The organism is Syntrophales bacterium (assembly GCA_035363115.1).
Taxonomy (GTDB): Bacteria; Desulfobacterota; Syntrophia; order Syntrophales; family PHBD01; genus PHBD01.
In genome coordinates this window covers 440875-459410 of record DAOSEM010000001.1, presented here as the reverse complement: position 1 = coordinate 459410, position 18536 = coordinate 440875, and the positions used below count along the sequence as shown (strand labels likewise).

At 61.1% G+C, this 18536-nt stretch carries 18 protein-coding genes; 6 read left to right on the top strand and 12 right to left on the bottom strand.

The annotated features are described in order from the left end of the window. Nucleotides 1-5: 5 nt before the first annotated feature. The 7 genes from wecB to PLO63_01975 all read right to left on the bottom strand — a co-directional run bounded on the left by wecB (nt 6) and on the right by PLO63_01975 (nt 6905). Nucleotides 6-1214 (bottom strand): UDP-N-acetylglucosamine 2-epimerase (non-hydrolyzing), encoded by a 1209-nt coding sequence (gene wecB, locus PLO63_02005; GenBank protein ID HOI72896.1) that lies wholly within the window; start codon nt 1212-1214, stop codon nt 6-8. Nucleotide 1215: 1 nt separating this feature from the next. Beyond that, nucleotides 1216-2862, bottom strand: a complete 1647-nt coding sequence (locus tag PLO63_02000; protein HOI72895.1) for a UDP binding domain-containing protein — start codon at nt 2860-2862, stop codon at nt 1216-1218. 213 nt (nt 2863-3075) lie between these two features. Further along, a complete protein-coding gene (locus tag PLO63_01995) occupies nt 3076-3444 on the bottom strand; it encodes a MarR family EPS-associated transcriptional regulator (protein HOI72894.1) in 369 nt (122 codons plus the stop codon). 165 nt (nt 3445-3609) lie between these two features. Further along, entirely contained in the window at nt 3610-4524 is a 915-nt protein-coding gene (locus PLO63_01990; protein ID HOI72893.1) for a glycosyltransferase family 2 protein, read from the bottom strand. After that, entirely contained in the window at nt 4524-5306 is a 783-nt protein-coding gene (locus PLO63_01985) for a glycosyltransferase family 2 protein (GenBank protein HOI72892.1), read from the bottom strand. The genes PLO63_01990 and PLO63_01985 overlap by 1 nt, the downstream gene beginning before the upstream one ends. Next, a complete protein-coding gene (locus PLO63_01980) occupies nt 5303-5977 on the bottom strand; it encodes a class I SAM-dependent methyltransferase (GenBank protein HOI72891.1) in 675 nt (224 codons plus the stop codon). The genes PLO63_01985 and PLO63_01980 overlap by 4 nt, the downstream gene beginning before the upstream one ends. After that, a complete protein-coding gene (locus tag PLO63_01975; protein HOI72890.1) occupies nt 5964-6905 on the bottom strand; it encodes a glycosyltransferase in 942 nt (313 codons plus the stop codon). The genes PLO63_01980 and PLO63_01975 overlap by 14 nt, the downstream gene beginning before the upstream one ends. 127 nt (nt 6906-7032) lie before the next feature. On the opposite strand from PLO63_01975, the gene PLO63_01970 reads away from it, so the two are divergent. From PLO63_01970 to PLO63_01955, 4 genes are all read left to right on the top strand, one after another. Beyond that, the gene (locus PLO63_01970; protein HOI72889.1) at nt 7033-7851 is read left to right on the top strand and encodes an FkbM family methyltransferase; all 819 of its coding nucleotides are present in this window, start codon (nt 7033-7035) and stop codon (nt 7849-7851) included. A 174-nt stretch (nt 7852-8025) separates the two neighbouring features. After that, nucleotides 8026-9483: an MBOAT family protein gene (locus PLO63_01965; protein HOI72888.1), complete on the top strand. Its 1458-nt coding sequence runs from the start codon at nt 8026-8028 to the stop codon at nt 9481-9483. A gap of 1 nt (nt 9484) precedes the next feature. Next, nucleotides 9485-10567 carry a hypothetical protein gene (locus tag PLO63_01960; protein ID HOI72887.1) on the top strand — a complete coding sequence of 361 codons (1083 nt, stop codon included), beginning with the start codon at nt 9485-9487 and terminating at the stop codon, nt 10565-10567. 39 nt (nt 10568-10606) lie between these two features. Beyond that, nucleotides 10607-11758 carry a glycosyltransferase family 4 protein gene (locus PLO63_01955; GenBank protein ID HOI72886.1) on the top strand — a complete coding sequence of 384 codons (1152 nt, stop codon included), beginning with the start codon at nt 10607-10609 and terminating at the stop codon, nt 11756-11758. 32 nt (nt 11759-11790) lie between these two features. Here PLO63_01955 and PLO63_01950 read toward each other — a convergent pair whose 3' ends face one another. Then, nucleotides 11791-12186: a thioesterase family protein gene (locus PLO63_01950; protein ID HOI72885.1), complete on the bottom strand. Its 396-nt coding sequence runs from the start codon at nt 12184-12186 to the stop codon at nt 11791-11793. Between the two features lie 147 nt (nt 12187-12333). On the opposite strand from PLO63_01950, the gene PLO63_01945 reads away from it, so the two are divergent. Continuing rightward, nucleotides 12334-13197: a glycosyltransferase family 2 protein gene (locus tag PLO63_01945; GenBank protein HOI72884.1), complete on the top strand. Its 864-nt coding sequence runs from the start codon at nt 12334-12336 to the stop codon at nt 13195-13197. Further along, a complete protein-coding gene (locus tag PLO63_01940; GenBank protein HOI72883.1) occupies nt 13190-14272 on the top strand; it encodes an acyltransferase family protein in 1083 nt (360 codons plus the stop codon). Before PLO63_01945 ends, PLO63_01940 begins: the two co-directional genes overlap by 8 nt. Here the strand turns inward: PLO63_01940 and PLO63_01935 are convergent. The 4 genes from PLO63_01935 to PLO63_01920 all read right to left on the bottom strand — a co-directional run bounded on the left by PLO63_01935 (nt 14174) and on the right by PLO63_01920 (nt 18484). Next, on the bottom strand, nt 14174-15370 hold the full coding sequence (locus PLO63_01935) for a hypothetical protein (GenBank protein HOI72882.1): 1197 nt from the start codon (nt 15368-15370) through the stop codon (nt 14174-14176). The genes PLO63_01940 and PLO63_01935 overlap by 99 nt on opposite strands. A gap of 243 nt (nt 15371-15613) precedes the next feature. Next, entirely contained in the window at nt 15614-17116 is a 1503-nt protein-coding gene (locus PLO63_01930) for a tetratricopeptide repeat protein (GenBank protein HOI72881.1), read from the bottom strand. Between the two features lie 727 nt (nt 17117-17843). Continuing rightward, nucleotides 17844-18188, bottom strand: coding sequence for a hypothetical protein (locus tag PLO63_01925; protein ID HOI72880.1), 345 nt, complete (start codon nt 18186-18188; stop codon nt 17844-17846). 38 nt (nt 18189-18226) lie between these two features. Further along, nucleotides 18227-18484 (bottom strand): hypothetical protein, encoded by a 258-nt coding sequence (locus PLO63_01920; GenBank protein ID HOI72879.1) that lies wholly within the window; start codon nt 18482-18484, stop codon nt 18227-18229. Between the last annotated feature and the right edge of the window lie 52 nt (nt 18485-18536).

Below are 18536 nucleotides of genomic sequence, written 5' to 3'. Positions count from 1 at the left end.
GCCTGTCAACCGCGGTCGAGGAGCGTGGCTACGATGCGCTCGGCCGTGCGGCCGTCCCAGATCGCGGGGCAGGCGCCGCGGCGGGAACGGCCTTCCAGGGCGCGGATGGCTTCCTCTTCGATCCGGTCCGGATCGTTGTGAACCAGTACATTCGTGCCTTCGGTCAATGTAATCGGGCGCTCCGTCGTATCGCGGAGGGTGATGCACGGGATGTTGATGACCGTCGTTTCCTGTTGGATCCCCCCCGAGTCGGTGAGAACCACAGCGGCGCGGGCCATCAGGTTCAGGAATTCCAGGTAACCCAGGGGCGGAAAAACGTGGATCGTCGAAGGATTGCCGGTCGTCGCTTCCCGGTGGACCTGAAAAAAGGGACCGTGATCGTCTCTCTCATGAAAGGTGAAGACCGATTCGAGCCCATGGACGGTGACCTGTTTGCGCGTCCTCGGGTGCATCGGGAACAGCACGGGGACACGGGAAGCGACGCGCCGGAGGCCGTCCATGATGCGGGTGAAGGACTCGCGATCGTCGACGTTGGACGGGCGGTGAAGGGTGACGAGGGCATAAGGCATGATGCCGTTGTCTCCCTGGAAGCCCGGGGCTCCGTCGTGCCTTCGCAATCCCAGGTCGTCGAGTATCGGGGTCCTCTTCGCCTGCTCCAGGTGATAGAGGAGGCTGTCCACCATGATGTCGCCCACCAGGTGGATCTTTTCCTCTGCAACGCCTTCGCGCAGGAGGTTCTCGTCGCCGTCGGGCGAGGGCGTGAAGAGGTAATCCGAGACGGCGTCGGTCACCAGGCGGTTGATCTCTTCGGGCATCGTGCGGTCGAAGCTGCGAAGGCCCGCTTCGACGTGGGCTACAGGGATGTGGAGCTTCACGGCGGCGAGTGCGCAGGCCATGGTGGAGTTGACGTCGCCGACGACAAGGATCAGGTCTGGCTTTTCGCCGAGCAGGATCTCCTCGAAGGCGATCATGACACGGCCCGTCTGCTGGGCGTGGGAACCGGAGCCGATTCCGAGGTGGATGTCGGGCTCCGGGATGCCGAGGTCGCGGAAGAAGGCCTCGGACATGTTCTTGTCGTAGTGCTGTCCCGTATGGACAAGGACAGGCCGGATCCTCTCATGGCGGGCAATGGCCCTCATGAGCGGCGCGATCTTCATGAAGTTCGGTCTCGCCGCCGCAACCAGCATCCACTTCAGAGAACCCGCGGACGTCATGTCAGGCCCTTGGCTTTTCCCGGACTTCATCCTTGATCCGCTTCACGTGCCCGCGTCCCAGGCCCTTCACCTCGCAGCCCAGCTCGAAGTACCTGCGAATGGCGGCATCGTCCAGGATCCCAAAGCAGTCCACCACCGCCACGGGCCGGCCCGTCATGCCGATCACCGCGTCCGGCGTCAGTCTCAGGTATGCCTCATGGCGGACGGCGAAGACAACCGCATCGGCGCCCTTCAGGGCCGTTCCCAGGTCGGGCTGGATCCGAAGGTCCTTGAGTTTCTCCTGGTTCCGGAAGAACCTGGCCCAGGAATGGCCGGGTAAAGGGTATGTATCCTGCTTCTCGAACTCCCACCAGTGCTTCACGTACGGATCGTGGACAGCCACCTCTCCGCCCATCTCCGTGATCTTGCGGATCAGCATCTCGGAGCCGCTGTAGCGGGTGTCCCCCACGTCCTCGCGGTAGGAGGCCCCCAGGACGGTCACCTGCGAGGCTGCCACGATCTTCCCCATGTTTCGGAGGGCATCGCGCACCAGCTCCGCCGCGTGAAGGGAACGCGTGTCGTTGATGTCGATGGCCAGTGGCGTGATCTTGAAGATATCATCGTCGAAGCCCATCAGCGTGTGATAGGCCCAGACTCCCAGGCCGCCGTCCTTGGGCAGGCAATAACCACCGATCCCGGGCCCCGGGAAGATCATGTTCGAGTGGGTCGGCCTGACCTTGATTGCCTTGATGACCTTCATCAGGTCCACGCCGTTCCGCTCGGCGAAAAGGCTCCACTCATCCAGGAATGCCAGGAGTGTCGCCCGGAAGGAATTCTCCACGATCTTGCAGGTTTCGCTCTCGATGGGCCGGTCCAGTACCGTCAGCGGAAATCGATCGACGTTCAGGACCTCCGAGAGGAACTTCTTCACCCGGCAGCGGGCCTCCTCGCTCGTTCCGCTGCAGACCCGCCAGAAGTCCCGGATGGACGCCACGTATTCCCTGCCCGGCATGACCCGCTCGTACGAGTGGGACAGGAGGGGTTCGGCATCGATCCCCCGCTTTTCAAAGGCCTTCTTTACGATCGGATAGGCCACGTATTCCGTCGTTCCAGGAGGGACCGTCGTCTCGATGAGCACGAGGCACTCCGGCCGGATCCGCTCGCCGATGACCCGCAGGCTGTCTTCGAGCGCGGCGATCTCCGCGTGTCCCTGCCGGCAGTTCCCCAGGGTCTCCTTGAAGTAGTCGCACTGGACATCGACCACCACGACATCGGCCAGTTCCAGGGCGTCATAGCTGTATGTCGCGACGAGCGTTCTCTTGTCGTTGACGCAGCGGGCGATCATGGGCGCCACGTCCGGGTCTTCCGAGTCCACCGGCGCAACCCCCCGGTTCAGATAGGGAATTTTCCAATAGGAGCGCGACGAGGGCCGCTGCATGCCGAGGACGAACTTGCCCGGCTTTCCCGTTGTCCTGTCCATGGAATCCGCCACGACGCCGGCCATGACCGCCCCCACGAAACCGACACCCATGACCACCACGATCTCCCGGTCCAGGGCCCGCTGCTCCGCTTCCAACTGCCGGAGGCGCCGGCTCTCCCGCTCGTAATCTTCCGGGGAGGGCAGGGAGAAGGCCTCGCCGCCGGGGGATACACTTACATTGCTATCCAAACCCGTATTGCTCATCTTACATTTTCATTCGCACCGTCGGCCGACGGACAAAGCTCCGCCCCCTGGATTCCATCCAGCTCTGATCGACGAAGCCGACGATAATCATATTCGACACTTGAATGTCCGCCCGTCCCGCTCTTAAAAAAACAGGATGGACGGCTCCTCCTGCCGCCACGGCAAAATACCGCTCCAACACGGAGCGGCCAAGCCCCTTTACAGGGACGTGTCCGGCGGGATGCCGCTCTCCCGCACTTCCTGCGTCAGCCGCTGGATCTCCGCCTGCAGACGCTCGTATTCCTCCATCTTCTGCCTCAGGAAGCGGTAGGTGGCTCGGGCCTTGGCCTCCATCCCCTGGGGCGTCAGAACATACAGATAAGAAACTTTGTTGTTGGAATTCTTGAAGTTGCTTGCTTTGACAAAGCCCCGGCCGATCAGGGACTTGATGAGAAAATTGGCCTTCCCGACGCTGATCCCCAGTCGGGTCGCAATTTCCCGCTGGGTCAGCTCCGGGCTCTCCTTGATCTCCCGAAGGACCTTCAGGACTTCCTCGTTTTCAAGGTTGAAATAGGATGATTCTGGCATTGGCTTTGTTTGTTCAATCGATGAACAGGTGCGAACCTACTTGATTTTTTATGAAGAAGTCAAGTTTTTTATCGGATAGCGGGTTGTCGGGGAAGCAATGTATTGCTGCTCTACTTGGTCAAGGGAAGATCGGCCGGTTCTCTTTTATCATCTGTATCAACGGCATCAGGGCAGTCCCCTCAGGTGCCAGGCCAGCAGTTCCTGGTACACGTCCGCCTTCCGGCGGAGGCCCGCGTGCCGGCCCAGCGTGAGGATCATCCCCGCGGTGCTCAGGATGGCGTTGACGGTAAGGCGGAGGAAGAGAATGCAGCAGACTGCGACATAGTAAGGCTTGCCGAACCATTTCCGGAAGAAGGCATACCGGGAGCGGTAGAAGGACATCCGGGAGGTGATGCCGGTGCCGACGCTCTGGCCCTGGAGATGATAGATCCGGGCCGCCGGCACATGGAAGACCTTCCAGCCCTTCCGGGACATGGCGAAGGCCCAGTCGGTCTCCTCGAAATAGAAGAAATAGCGCTCGTCCAGGAGTCCCGCGTCGTCCATGGCCTCCCGGCGGACCATCAGGCAGGCCCCGACCCCCGAGTCCACTTCCAGCGGTTCCGTGTGCCGGTAGCGCTTGCTGGGGAACCGCCGGGGGAAAAGGATCTCCAGGAGGGGCATGTTGGCCGTCAGCGTGAGCAGCGTGGGAAAGGCGGCGATGGAGTTCTGGAGGCTCCCGTCCCGGTTGAGAAGCTGGCCGCAGGCCATGGCGGCATCGGGTCGTCCTTCCATGAACCGGAACAGCGCCTCCACGGCCCCCTTCGTCAGGACCGCGTCCGTATTCAGGAGCAGGGCGTACCGGCCTTCCATGATCCGGAAGGCCTGGTTGTTGGCGGCGGCAAATCCCCTGTTTTCAGCGTTTGCCACGACCCGGACGCCGGGAAAGGACTCCCTGAGCATGGCCGTGCTGCCGTCGGAGGAGCCGTTATCCACCACGATGATCTCGAAGGTGATGTCCCGCACCGTGTCGTAAACCGATCGCAGGCAGTCGCACAGGAGTTCCCGGGTGTTCCAGTTGACGATGACGAAGGAGATGTCCACTAGCGCTTCACCCGGTCCTTCTGGCGGGAGAGTTCGCTCAGCTTCGCATACTTGAAGAACTTGTTGATCGAATCCGTCATGGCCAGGGTCAGCCCCTGGACCCCGTCGAGCATGCCCAGGCGCAGGATGTACCCCTGCAGGAAGGTAAAGCCCGCCCGGCCAAAGGCGGCCCAGACGGTGGCCCGCTTGCCCTCTTCGTAGGCCTCCAGGGCGCCCAGGGTGGAATAGCGGTCGATTTTCTGGAGGACGGCGCTCAGGCGGCTCTCCGTGAAGTGGTCGATGGGATCCTCCAGGGGCGCCACGAGCCCTTTCACCTCCAGCCCCTCATGGACCCGGGCGGGACTCATGCGCCCCCTGCCCCTCCGGAAAAGCCGCACGATCCGGTCCGGCCACCAGCCGTTGTGCCGGATCCAGCGACCCTGGAAGTAGTTCCGCCGCGGAAAACTGTATCCCGCCGGATCCCCTTCTTTTTCCGGTCTCGTGACGATCTCCCGGATGGCCGCCGCCGTCTCGATCGGAATGCGCTCATCCGCATCCAGGACCAGGATCCAGGGCTGGGTGCACTGCTCGATGGCAAACTGCTTCTGGACGCCGAACCCTTCCCAGCTGCGCGTGCACACCTGGCATCCCACCTCCGTGGCGACGCGGACCGTGTCGTCGGTACTCCCCGAATCGACGACGACAATCTGTGCGGCGAAACGCACGCTCTCCAGGCATCCCGGGAGGTTGTCCCCCTCGTTCATGGTGATGACGGCGACGGAAAGGGGAACCTTTGAGGTCATATGCGATCCAGAACCGTGAATCCGTTGCAGGATGCCCGGTGGCGGACGAGCCAGCCGGGAATGATCCGGGTAAAGTCCTCCCCCTCCGGGAACGACTGCCCCAGGTGCTCCTCAACGGCCCGGATGACGCCCCGCTCATTGTCCCATCCGGTGCCGATGCTCCCGTCCCGTCGAACGAAGGACTCCTTCATGTTCGTATCGTGAAAAACGACCCGTGCGGACGGCCCGAGGTGTGGAAACCAGGCGCGAATCTCCCGGACGGTGTGCTCGTAGAGATGGCTCGTGTCGATGAAGAGGAGATCGATCTCCGGTGAAAAGCCCCGGTCCGCGCACCAGGAGGGAAACGTCTCGCCGAAGGCCACGTCGTCGCCATGAAGGAAGTGCCGCTTCCCGTAGGTCGAGACGTTCGCCCGGTCCTCGATGTCCACGCTCACAAGGACGGCGTCCCAGAGCTTCGCGGCCCGCTCGAAGACAAAGCTCGACTCGCCGTCTCCCACGCCCAGCTCCACGATCAGCCTGAACTCCCTGTCCAGGCAGAGGAGAAAAAGCTCCTCCAGGTGGTCGCAGATGTCCGTCGGCCGGGCCGCGCGTCGCCGGACCTCCTCCAGGGCCTTCCGGAGCGCCCCCGCCGGCGTCTTCTTCAACGCCCATGCCTTTTCAAATGTTCCCACCCGGGTTGCTCCTTCCCTTCTCCAGAGGATCCGGCAGGTACCGGTTGTGCCCGTAGAGCCTCCCGATCTCCGGGAAATCCCGGATCGTCCGGTCGCCCAGGGGCCGGTAGATGTCCAGGTGCCGGTTCAAATCCGGCCACTTCTCATCCCAGAGGCGCTTCATCACCGCCGTTCCGTCCTCGCCGTAGCACGCGAAGACGATCTGCCGGGAGTCGTTTTTCTCCGTCACCTTGTGGTGGTGCCAGACAAAGGAATCATAACTGACGGCCGTACAGCCTCCCGCCAGGAAACAGCGGAGGGAGAAGTCGTTGTTCTCGTAGCAGGCCTTCCATCGCTCGTCGAAAAACCCGACCTCGTCGAAGACGGAGCGGCGCCAGAACATGACGTTCAGCTCCGCCCCGATGCACCGCAGGTAGCCTCTCCGTTTCCGCCCGGCGAGGCGGCCCAGGAGGGACAACTCCCTGTCCCGCAGCGGCGCCAGGTCGAGCCTGTCGGAGCCGAAGGGCTCCGCCGGGGTCCAGGTATGGCGATCGACGTCGCTCTTGTCGGTGAAGGGCAGCGCCTGGAAGACCTCGGGGACCTGGACTTTCTCGAACAGGTCTTCGTCCATCCCCGTCGTGACGATTACGTCGGACGTCACCAGCGCCGCCACCGGCGACTTTGCGGTCCGCGCAAGATGGTTGATGGCGCCGCTGATCCCGATGTTCTCCTCCAGGAGGAGCAGGGAAAACCCGAACCGGGCGGCCTGCCCCCGGAGCCATTCCCGGTGCGCCTCCGTCGTCCCCTGATCCAGCAGGTGCACATCCGCCTGCAACCGGGGGCTCTTCCGCTCGTAAAAGGAGCGGATCGTCTCGCCCAGGATCCCCTGGGCCGTTTCCTCCCCCCGGGGATTGTAGTTCAGGATCAGGTACGTCACATCGGGAATCATGCCGGAAACTCCCCCTCCTTCCACGCGGGGGTTGCATGCATACCACAAATAAGGCCTGAATTAAATAATGAATTTTCTCCGACGGTGTGGTAGACGGCCGGGAAATCGACCTTCCGCAAAGGAACCCATGTCCAAACGACTCAAAGCATTTCTTTACCGGCGCTGGCCGGAGCTGGCCGCCGCCAGCGAGGCCTATTCCAATGCCCGGTCCATCCGCAAGGCCGGCGTCCGGGAGACGCCCTGGGGGTTCCGTTTTATCGGGCCCGTCGAAATGCAGGAGGGCCGCTTCGAGAAGGAAGAGGCCCAGGTCATACGGGATTGCATCTCCCGGGCGGATGTCTTCATCGACGTCGGGGCCAACGTGGGATACTATACCTGCCTCGCCCGCTCCCTGGGCCGGATCGTGATCGCCGTGGAACCGCTGTCCCAGAACCTCCAGTTCCTCTATTCGAACCTGGAGGCAAACGGCTGGCGGGACGTGGAGGTGCATCCCCTGGGCCTGTCGGCTGAACCGGGCCTGGCCGTTCTTCACGGAACCGGAACGGCGGCCTCCCTCGTTGAGGGCTGGGCCGGCCCGTCGACGAAGCACCGGACGATCCCGCTCACCACCCTGGATGCTTTGCTGGCGGGGCGCTTCCGCGCCCGCAAACTCTTCATCAAAGTTGACGTCGAGGGCGTGGAGTTCGACCTCCTCCGGGGGGCCGGGGAAACCCTTCGCCGGGATCTGCCGCCCGTCTGGATCGTCGAGACGGGGATCGGCGGCTGGTGCCCGGAGAGCCACGACAGCCGCTTCCGGGAGATCTTCGAGCTTTTCTGGGAGCTTGGCTACCGCTCCTGGACCGTGGGCCGGGAGACCGTCCCGGTGACGGAGAAGGAGGTGGCTTCCTGGCTGGAGCGGAAGTCCACGGACGGCTTCAGCAATTTCCTCTTCGAGAAGAGCGGATGACAGCCCCCGCGCCCCGGACAGGCCGACATTCGCGGGGGCGCGGCCGGGGATTCCCAGAGGAGAGATTGGGAAGCGTTTCCAGAAACGGGCGATCCGGTCCGCAAACAACAACATGGGGAAACGCTTCCGCGACGGCGGGAACCCCGTGACAGCCCCCGCGCCCCGGATGAGCGCATGCTCTTCAACTCCTACGAATACATCTTCATCTTTCTTCCGGCCTCGCTGGTCCTCTTCTTTCTGCTGAGCCGCCGAGGCTGGACGAAGGCAGCCAAGGTCTCACTCGTCTTCTCGTCCCTCTTCTTCTACGGCTGGTGGGACCCGCGGTACCTGCCGCTCATCCTGGGCAGCATCCTGTTCAACTACGCCGTCGGCCGCACCCTGTCACACTTCGGGGAGAAGCCGGAGCCCTGGAGGAAGCGCCTCCTCGCGGCAGGGATCGCCGGGGACGTCCTTCTCCTGGGATGGTTCAAGTACGCCGATTTCTTCATCGTCAACGTCAACAGCGCCGCGGGCCTCCACCTCTCCCTGCTGAACATCGTCCTCCCCCTGGGGATCAGCTTCTTCACCTTCACCCAGATCGCCTACCTGGTGGACGCCTTCCGGGGCCGGGCAAAGGAGTACAGCTTCACCAACTACGCCCTGTTCGTCTCCTTCTTCCCCCACCTGCTCGCGGGCCCGATTCTCCACCACCGGGAGATGATGCCCCAGTTCGACGACGAGGGAAACAAGCGGATCGACTACGGAAACCTCTCCGTCGGGGTCTACCTTTTCTTCATCGGCCTGGTGAAGAAGGTGGTCATCGCCGACTCCTTCGCCCCCTGGGCGAACAGCGGATTCGACACGGCGGAGAACCTGGCCTTCGTGGAGGCCTGGATCACCAGCCTCTCCTACACGCTCCAGCTCTACTTCGATTTCTCGGGCTACACCGACATGGCCCTCGGGAGCGCCCGGATGTTCAACATCCGGCTCCCGGTGAACTTCAACAGCCCCTACCGCTCCCTGGACATCCGGGAGTTCTGGCGCCGCTGGCACATGACGCTCAGCCGCTTCATGCGGGACTACCTCTACATCCCCTTCGGCGGGAACCGCGGAACGGAGGCCCGGGTGACGGCGAACCTCCTCCTCACCTTCCTCATCGGCGGGCTCTGGCACGGGGCGGGCTGGACCTTCGTGTTCTGGGGCTTCCTCCACGGCGCCGCCATGGGCGTCCACCGCCTCTGGAAACGGACGGGCCTGTCTCTCCCGAACTGGGCGGCGTGGCTGGTCACCTTCCATTTCGTGAACGTTGCCTGGATCTTCTTCCGGGCGAAATCGTGGGACCGGGCGTGGCTGGTCCTCAAGGGGATGCTCGGACTGAACGGCATCGTCGTCTCGGAGCACCTCCAGGGGCCCCTGGGATTTCTCGCGGACTACGGCGTCCGCTTCGGCAAGTGGATCACGATGCCCGGCGGCACCCGGGCCGTCTGGATGGTCCTCGGATTCGGCCTGCTCTGCCTGCTTCTGAAAAATTCGAACGAGTTGGCCGAGCGGTTCCGGCCCGGCCGGGCGACCCTCTGGTTCCTCATCGCCCTGTCCCTGGCGGGCCTGTTCCAACTGGCGAAAGTATCGGAATTCCTTTACTTTAATTTCTGACATGACGAGCAAACGCTTCTTCCTCTATTTTCTCGCCTTCTTCCTGGCCGTCGCGGCCTTCAACGTGATCGTCTGGAACCTCGCCACGCGCGATCTGCTGACCTGCCGGAACGGCTACTGCCCCGGGGATCTCGCCCGGATCGGATACATCACGGAGGTCCTCGTCCCGAAGCGCTTCCATGTCGATCTGCCCCGCCGGCACTTCGATTACCGCCTCTGGAAGGGCGAGCGGGTGGACGTCCTGACCGTAGGCGACTCCTTCTCCTTCGGAGGCGGCCGCGGCCGGAACGCCTTCTACCAGGACTACATCGCCTCCCTCCAGGGCCTCTCCGTCCTGAACATCCCCATCTACCGGGAGGACCCGGTCCAGACGGTAATCTACCTTCTCAACAACGGCTGGCTCGACGGGGTCGGGCCCCGCTGGGTCCTCATCGAAACGGTGGAGCGGGCCTGCATCGGGAGCTTCGCCCGGGAGATGGATTTCACGGCCGTGGAGCCCATGGAGAAGATCGACCGGGACTACCGCCGGCGGGTCTACGACTACGAGACGACCCTCCCCGCGGTGGGATTCGTCAACGACGGCAACTTCAAATACGTCCTCTACCGCCTGTTCTACCATCTCTCGGATCGAGCCTTCTTCTCCAAGGTCTGCAGGGTGAAGACCGACCGGACCCTCTTCTCGGCCGGCGACGGCCGGACCCTTCTCTTCGGCGTTTTCGACCTCCTGGACCTTCCCAAGTCCAACGAGGCCACCGTCGGGAAGCTGAACGAGAACCTGAACCGCCTGTCGGCCATGCTGAAAGAGCGAAACATCCGCTTGATGTTCATGCCCGCGCCGGATAAATACAACCTCTACCGGGAATACCTGGCGGAGAAGAAATACCCCGAGAGCCGTTTCTTCGAGCTGCTCCGGAAGCAGCCGAAGGACTACGGCTTCATCGACACGAAGCGGATCCTCGGGGAGGAGCTGAAAAAGGGGACCGTGGACCTGTACCACCCCGACGACTCCCACTGGACCTGGAGGGCCTCGGAGCGGATCTTCCGGGAGGTGCGGCTCGACGACCACGGAAGAGCGGAGAAGTGAAGACGGTTCTCTGCGGGGACATAGGCGAAAGGAATGCAGATGAAGGAACGGCGGAAGAGGATCGGCGTAGTCATTCCCAAGTACGGGACGGTGGGCGGCGCCGAAGGCTTTGTGGCGGAGCTCACGGAGCGGCTCGCCCTGAATCCCGAGTGGGAGATGCACGTCTTCGCCAACCGGTGGGTCCGGCGCTCCGACAACGTGACGTTTCACCGCGTCTCCGTCATCCCCTTCCCCCGCTTCTTCGTCACCCCCAGTTTCGCCCTCTACGCCGCGAAGGAGATGGAGTCCCTGGGCATCGACCTCATCCACACCCACGACCGGATTTTCGCGGCGGACCTCTTCACGATGCACGGGACCCCCCACAAATACTGGGTCTACGGTGTCCGGGAGAAGCCCTTCATGAGCCTTTTCGACCGGGCCACCGCCTGGGTGGAGCGGAAGCTTGTCACCGGAGACCGCTGTTCCGGGTTCTTTGCCGTCTCGGAGCTGACCCGGAAACTCTACATCGACGAATACGGGCTGGAGCCCTCAAGGGTCGAAGTGCACCATCCCGGGGTGGACACCGGGATGTACGAGGGGCTGGACCGCGAGGAGTGCCGCCGCGAGGTCCGGCAGCACCTGCAGATCGGACTCCGGGAGCCGGTGATCCTCTTCGTCTCCATGAACTTCGAGGTCAAGGGGCTGGACCGGATCATGGCGGGCCTCTCGGAGATCAAGCTCCGGAGGCCCACGGAGCCCTTCCGGCTGCTGGTGGTGGGACGGGGGAACGAAAAGAAGTACCGCGAAATCGCCCAGAGGCTGGACATCGACGACCGGATCCTCTTCACCGGTCCGATTCCCCGGGAGGAACTGGCGAAGGTGTACCTGGCATCGGACGTCTACGCCATGCTCTCCACATTCGACACCTTCGGCATGGTGGTCCTGGAGGCCATGGCGGCGGGTCTTCCCGTGGCCGTCAGCGGCACCGTCGGCGCCCGGGACATCGTGATCCCCGGGGAGAACGGCTACGTCATCGAGGATCCCCAGCGGCCCGCCGAGGTGGCGGCGATCCTGAGCACCCTTCTCAACCCCCGGGAGCGGGAGCGCATGGGCGAGGCGGCCCGACGCACCGCCCTGGAGCACACCTGGGAAAAGGCAGCCGCGCGGGTGGAGGAGCACTACCGCCGGCTGCTGCATGGCCGGAACGTCTGAAAACCGCCGGAGCAGGGCCGGCCGAATCGCACTCAGTTTCCCGCGATCAAGTGCTCCTGGAGCCTCCGGAGGGCCTCCTCCGAGACCGGTTTTGATTTCTTCGTCTGGAAGTCGAAGTGGACAAAGGTCACGGCCGCACGCACGCAGAGCTTCCCTTTCTGGTAAATCTCCTGGTGCAGGACGACGCTGGTGTTGCCGAGCTTCTTCACGGCCGTCGTGAGCTCCACGTCCGTGCCGAAGAAGATCTCCCCCAGGAAATCGATATTCATGTTCACCATGGCCACGGCCGGATCCCCCGTGGGGTCGTCGCTGAAGAGCCGCAGGATCTCGATGAATCCCTCCTCCAGCCAGACCGGGATCGCGTTGTGGCCGATGTGCCGCGCCGCGTTCGTCTCGGATATTCTCGGTGAGATTGTTTTTCTGAACATACCCCTTCCTTTCCCGTGCAGGTCTGTTTTTCAAGGGCTTCTCTGCTATCCCTTTTCAGGCGGAGAGTCAACAGCGGGATCGGCCGGCGCATGCTCCCGCTCAATCCCCCTTGACGGTATCCGCCCGGTCCGTTAAGGATGCATGCAATGGAACTCTCCGTCATCATCGTCACTTACAATACGCAGCAATTCCTCGGCCCCTGCCTTTCCTCCGTCCTGGCGACGGATCCGGCGGACAAGGAGGTCTTCGTCGTCGACAACGCCTCGCGGGATGGCAGCGCGGACCTGGTGGAGCGGGACTTCCCGCAAGTCCGTCTCATCCGGAATTCGGACAACCGGGGATTCGCCGCGGCGAACAACCAGGCCCTGCCGCTGTGCCGGGGGCGATGCCTGCTCTACCTCAATCCCGACACCGAGCTTCGGCCCGGCGCCCTGACCGCCGGGATCGCCTACCTGGACGCCCACCCGGCCGTGGGCCTGGCGGGGGCCCGGATGATCAATCCCGACGGATCGCCCCAGGAGTCCGTCTCCCTTCGCTATCCCGGAGAGCGGCACACCCGGGGGGAACTGGCAAGCCTGCCCGGCCGGATTGCTGCCGTCCTGGGGGCGGCCATGTTCGCCCCGGCGGACCTGATCCGGAGCCTGGGAGGATTCGACGAAGACTTTTTCCTCTACGGGGAGGACCAGGACCTCTGTCTGCGGATCCGGCGGGCAGGGCGGGAGATCGGCTTCATCGACGACGCCGTGATTTTTCATGCCGGCGGCGGGAGCGAGCAGGACTCGCCCTCGGCGGACGTCGTCCGGCGGAAGGTCCGGGCCGAGTACCTCTTTTACCGGAAGCACTACCGGCCCGAATCGGTCGCCCGGATCCGCCGCCTCCAGGAATTCCAGGCCCGCTGGCGCCTCTGGACGCTGGGGATGGAAACTCTTCTTTCACCCGGGAAGGAAGAAACGAAGCGGAAACAGGATCGTTACCGGACCGTCCTCGAGGAGATCCGGAGCCATGGCTGAACACTCCGGAAACTCCGGAAAGCCGGAAGGCGGGGAACGTTCCATCACCGCCGGTCTCCGGTCCCTGTTCGCCATGCCGCCCTACCCCGAGGGAAACCGGGACCGCCTCATCGATGCCATGAAGGGGGCCGGAATTCTGCTTGTCGTCTTCGGACACGCCGTCCTGGCCCACGACCCGCGGTTCCGCGACAACCCCCTGTTCATCTTCGTCTTCTCCTTCACGATGCCGCTGTTCTTCTTCCTCAGCGGCTGGGTCCTGCCCCGGTCCCTCAACAGGCCGGCGGCAGCCTACCTGGGACGGCAGCTCCGCCGCCTGGTCGTTCCCTTTTTCGCCTGGCACGCCGTCTACTACGCCGTCCGGGGAAGCTATGCCTCGGAGAGCCTCGCCGGATCGTACATCGAGCTGCTCCACGCCCCGGCCGTCGGCCTGTGGTTCCTCTGGGTCCTCTTCCTGGCCAGCGGCATTCTCTTCCTGGCGATCCGGGGAATGCGGAAGGCGGGATGGGAAAAATGGGAGGACGCGGCGGTGATCCTGGCGGTCTTTGCCGTCCGCCTGATCCGGACGGACTGGCTGGCCGTCCCGGAGGTCCAGCACCACCTGATCTTTTACGCCGCCGGCTTCCTCGTCTCGAAATACCGGTTCGCCCTGTCCCCCTCGTGGAACCGGCTGCCGATCGTGGCGGCCATCCTGTTTCCGCTCCTGGCGCCTTTCTGGCGGCAGAACGAACTGCCCCGGTTCTACCCCTGGCTGGTGGATTTCCTCGGCGCCTCCGGTCCGGCCCGGCTCATCGCCTCGATCTACAAGGACCTGGTGGCCTTCTGCGGCATCGGCATGGCGGCGTTTATCCTCCAGGCAGCGGCACGAAGCCGGATCCAGGCGGCGCTTTGCCGGCTGGGAACGCTCACGCTGGATATCTATGTGAGTCACGCCCTGTTTCTCACGGGCTTCGGGCGGGGATGGACGCTCTACCTGACTTCAGCGGGGGCGGGCTTTGTCATGTCGCTGGCCCTGTCTCTCCTCCTGTTGCGACGCTTCAAGCCCCTGAGGATTGTCTTTCTGGGGCTGGACCGCTGAAGCCCGCACCTCCGGGTGCGATGCCAGGAACCGGGCCGTTTCGTCCCGCTCCCGGACCAGGACCTCCTCCAGGTTGTTCGCCGTGACGTACCGGCCGAAATCCCCCGGGCGACCGGCGGGATCCTCCCGGAAAATCCTGTCCACAATCCGCTCCCCGATGCCGTACCGGTAGTGGGATGTCTCGTAGTAGTTCAGGTTATCCGTGGTGACGGCATTGAGGCCGCTGAAGTCATAAAAAGGAGAGACCTTGACCAGTTCCCGCTTGAAGGCCTGGAGGGCGTCGGCGTTCTTCAGATAGACTCGCCAGTGGATGGGATTGATGAACAGGATCAGGCGGAAATTGTATTTCCTGGACAAATCGGACATCTCCCGGAGGACGGCGATCGTTTCAGGGATGTAAAGGCCGGGGTAGGAAGGCGACTCCTCCCGGAACACGGGGGACCGCCGGTAGGCATCGGGGTCTTTCTCGACCTGCTCCTCAAAGGAGCCCCAGATGCGCATCATGCCCCGGTTGTCCATCTCGAAGGGATGGATCCTTGTCTTCCCCCTGAGCTTCCGTCCCGCGCCGGTCACCTCGAATCCTTCGGGCACCCGGAGAAAATACCGGCCGAAGATGCGGAGCCAGGACTCCCCCGTGACGAGCGGGTGGGGAATCCGAAGAAGCTCCTTCCGGTGATCCTCCGGTCGAATCCGGAAAGAAAATTCATCCAGGGCCACCGCGACGTTCCGGACGCGGACCCCATTGGCAAGCAGGACCTTCAGGATCTCCAGATGCTCGGCCGGAAGACCCGCCGCGTAGTTCATGTTGTAGTAGCGCCCCCCCGGGATCGAGGCCACGTCGATCGCCCCCGCCCGGGAGGAGCCGAAGAGGAGGGAGTCGAAGCGCCCCGGGTGGGCCAGGATGTAAGCGGGCTTGTAGAGATGCTGGTTCAGCTCCATCCCGGTCCGGACCATCGCCGGGTCCTCTCCCCGCAGGATCAGGCCGCAGTACGTCCAGCGGATTCCGTAGGTGTCGGTGTAGAGGTTGAAGGCCGCGAAGAGCCCGACGACCAGAACCGCAAGACCCACCGATAGAAAAATCCAGCGTCGCCAGGGCATGTTGTTTCTTTCGGGGATTTCCATGGAATGAAGGCGGCCGTCCCGGCTCGGTTAGGGGTTTTGTGCGGGAAACACGGGCTTTCCGGCGGATCTCCGGCGTGCAGGAATTTCCTTTCCCATCGAGCCCCCCTGCCCGCTCTCTGTGTCTTCCCGTCCGCACAGTCGGCGGGAGAATAACGATCTTTCCGGGGATCTTCAAGAAATAAAAGATCCTGCGGTTTCGGGCACCCGGCGTTGTATCATTCATTTGCGCTTTTCCCTGGCCAGAAGGTCAAGGGAGGCATTCAGGTTCTTCCTGGCCAGCTCGTAGCCCGGATATTCGTTCAAGGCCGTCCGGAACGCCCGGATCGCCTCCTCGTATTTCCCGGTCTGCGCCAGGAGAACTCCGAGATTGTTATGGGTATCGGGAAAATGGGGCGTCATTTTCGATGCCTGGTCAAAATGCCGGATGGCCTTTTCGATATCTCCCTGCCGGGCGTAAGCGAAGGCCAGATTGCTGTGGGCAATGGAGTTTTCGCGCGTCACCTCGACGGCATGCCGGAAGAGCATGTGGCTGTTTTCCCACGCCTGGACCTGCCGCCAGGAAAGAACCGTCAGGATGCAGAGAGCGGCGGCGCCCGCCGCTGCCATGGCAATTCTCTTATGGCGCCATGTTTTGAGGAGATCCGGGATCCCCCAGGCGATCATGATGAAGATCCCGACCAGCGGAATATACGTATAACGGTCCGCCATGGCCTGGACGCCGACCTGTACGAGGCCGATCACGGGGACCAGGGTGCCCAGATACCAGGACCAGCCGACGAACAGATACGGGCGGCGAGAGGCATGGAACAGAACGGCGGCCGTGATCAGGACAAGAACAGCGACGCTGGGCAGCAGCAGTTCGAGGGACGGCATTCCCGGATGCGGATAGAAAACGGCCAGATCGACAGGCCGGAACGTCATCGCCAGGTACTTGGCATAGGAAACCAGGGCATTGGAAATTCGAGCCGGCAGGGAGATCAAATCCACAGACACGACAGCTTCGCTGCTTTTCTGGACACAGAAAGTCACGATGCAGGACGCAGCGGACAGGACGAAGAGCGGCGTCTTTTCGTAAACGAGATGAACATTCTTTTTCAGCTGGCTCATATCAAAACGCTTCAGGGGCCAGTAATCCAGGAGCAGCAGGACGAAGGGCAGCGTGACCAGCATGGGCTTCGTCATCAGTCCGGCCGCATAACTCAGAATCACCGCTGAATAGTTCGCGATGGAGGGCTTTTCTGTATAGCGGCTGTAAGCATAGATCGTCAGAAAACAGAAAAGGGCGCTCAGAACATCCTTGCGCTCGGATATCCAGGCGACCGACTCCACGTGCAGGGGATGAAGGGCGAAAAGCAGCGCAACGAAGAAACTCTGCCAGAACGCTTTCGTGATGCGGTTCATGGTTCCCAGGAGCAGGAGGCTGGCGAGCAGGTGCAGAAGAACGTTGTTCCAGTGGTATGCCGCGGCATTCAATCGAAAGAGTTGATAGTCCAGCATGAAGGAGAGAGTCGTCAAAGGGTGCCAGTTCGCAACCTGAACCGTCGAGAAAGCCTTTAGCATCCCGTCCCAGCTCAGGCCGCCCGTGACAATTTCGCTCTGTACGACGTACTGGGGATCGTCCATTTGGATGAAATCGAAATGCTGGACATTGAAGTATACGGCGAGCACCAGGACGGACAGCAGAAGGGCCGCGAGAAACATTCGATAACGATCCGAAATCATTCACCCAATCCTTTCCGTAACAGAAACGAAAGGATCGGCCCGAAATCCGCCCCTCAACCGGTTGGATGAACCTGCCCGCCGCCGGTTTCAGGCAACAGAATCCCCTTGCGGATCCGCTGAATGGAAAGGAGATCCGCCGGGAGCATGCCCTTTTGGGCAGCGGTTACTCATCCGGTTGAGGCAACAGGGCGTAATTCAGGACCGCAAAGGATGGATGATGGCTGTATGTAGATATGACAGGCATAGTTGGGGACAAATAGTTATTTAAGAAATAGAAGTTATACGGATTCATAAACATATAAACACGATAGAATTTTTAGATTCATAATCAAGACAGAAATACGCACAGGAAGAAAGATGCAATGTGAGATACAACGAGTAGTCGGAGGACTTCCTTAAATTTTCTTTTTTCTTCCGTAATTGTAAGTATGACTCCATATATAATATAAAGAAAGAAACCTAAGACAAGAGAATAATTAAGGTCGAAGAAATACGTATAAGGAAAGAACAATTGCAGAAAGAAGCCACTCGCTCCTCCCTCTCCGAGAATGGACGACAAAGATATCAAAACAAGGATCGGCGTTGCGACAATGGACCGAAAGATCCACGGATATTTCCTTCTCAATCCAATCATTTCTGTATTCTGCTTTTTTACAGAATCATAATGAAACCAGTTGGATATAAACAAGCCACATCAACAAACACAATTATTTGCACTCTACAATAATCAAAAAGGAGTCGGGTAAACAATTATACACAACACAAATGCCACACCATGTATAAAACAAATAATTCGTAGTATGCGTTTTTCATTTCCCTTTCGCTTGGCAACGGTGAGAATGAGACCATAGAGAATGTATAAGAAAAGACCAATCACAAACACAAATTCGGCATGTTCTCCATTCATGGCACCGGCAATCAGCACGGAATATGGATAAAGCAACTTAATAAATATATAGACACCGTGACCAGCGCCGCCTGTTAAGATTGTGAAGAAGGCCAATAGCGGCGTCCAAACAATCGATTTATAAATATATGGGTATTGAATTTTAAAGAGTTTAACTTTGTTCATATCACCCCTCACAACATCAATCGGGTATTGGTGAACCATCATTTTCTACAGCCACATTTTTTATTCCACTCATCGACAAACATCTTTGTCATTTTATTAGACCACTTCCATGCAGCGGGATCGTCATCGGGGTCCTTGCCGATCAAAGAATCAAATAAATGCCCCCAAAATTTTCCATAACCTTTCTTTGCATGAAACGAATAATCTTCAAGCCGATGTCCCGCCCTTTCAAATTTATCTTTGTGACAAATGTTTATCGCGCTTCGGACATCCATGATGCTGCCATAGGCGTCCATGAAATGCCTCTGCATTAATACTTATGGAAAATCTGGAATTCTTAGTCATGTA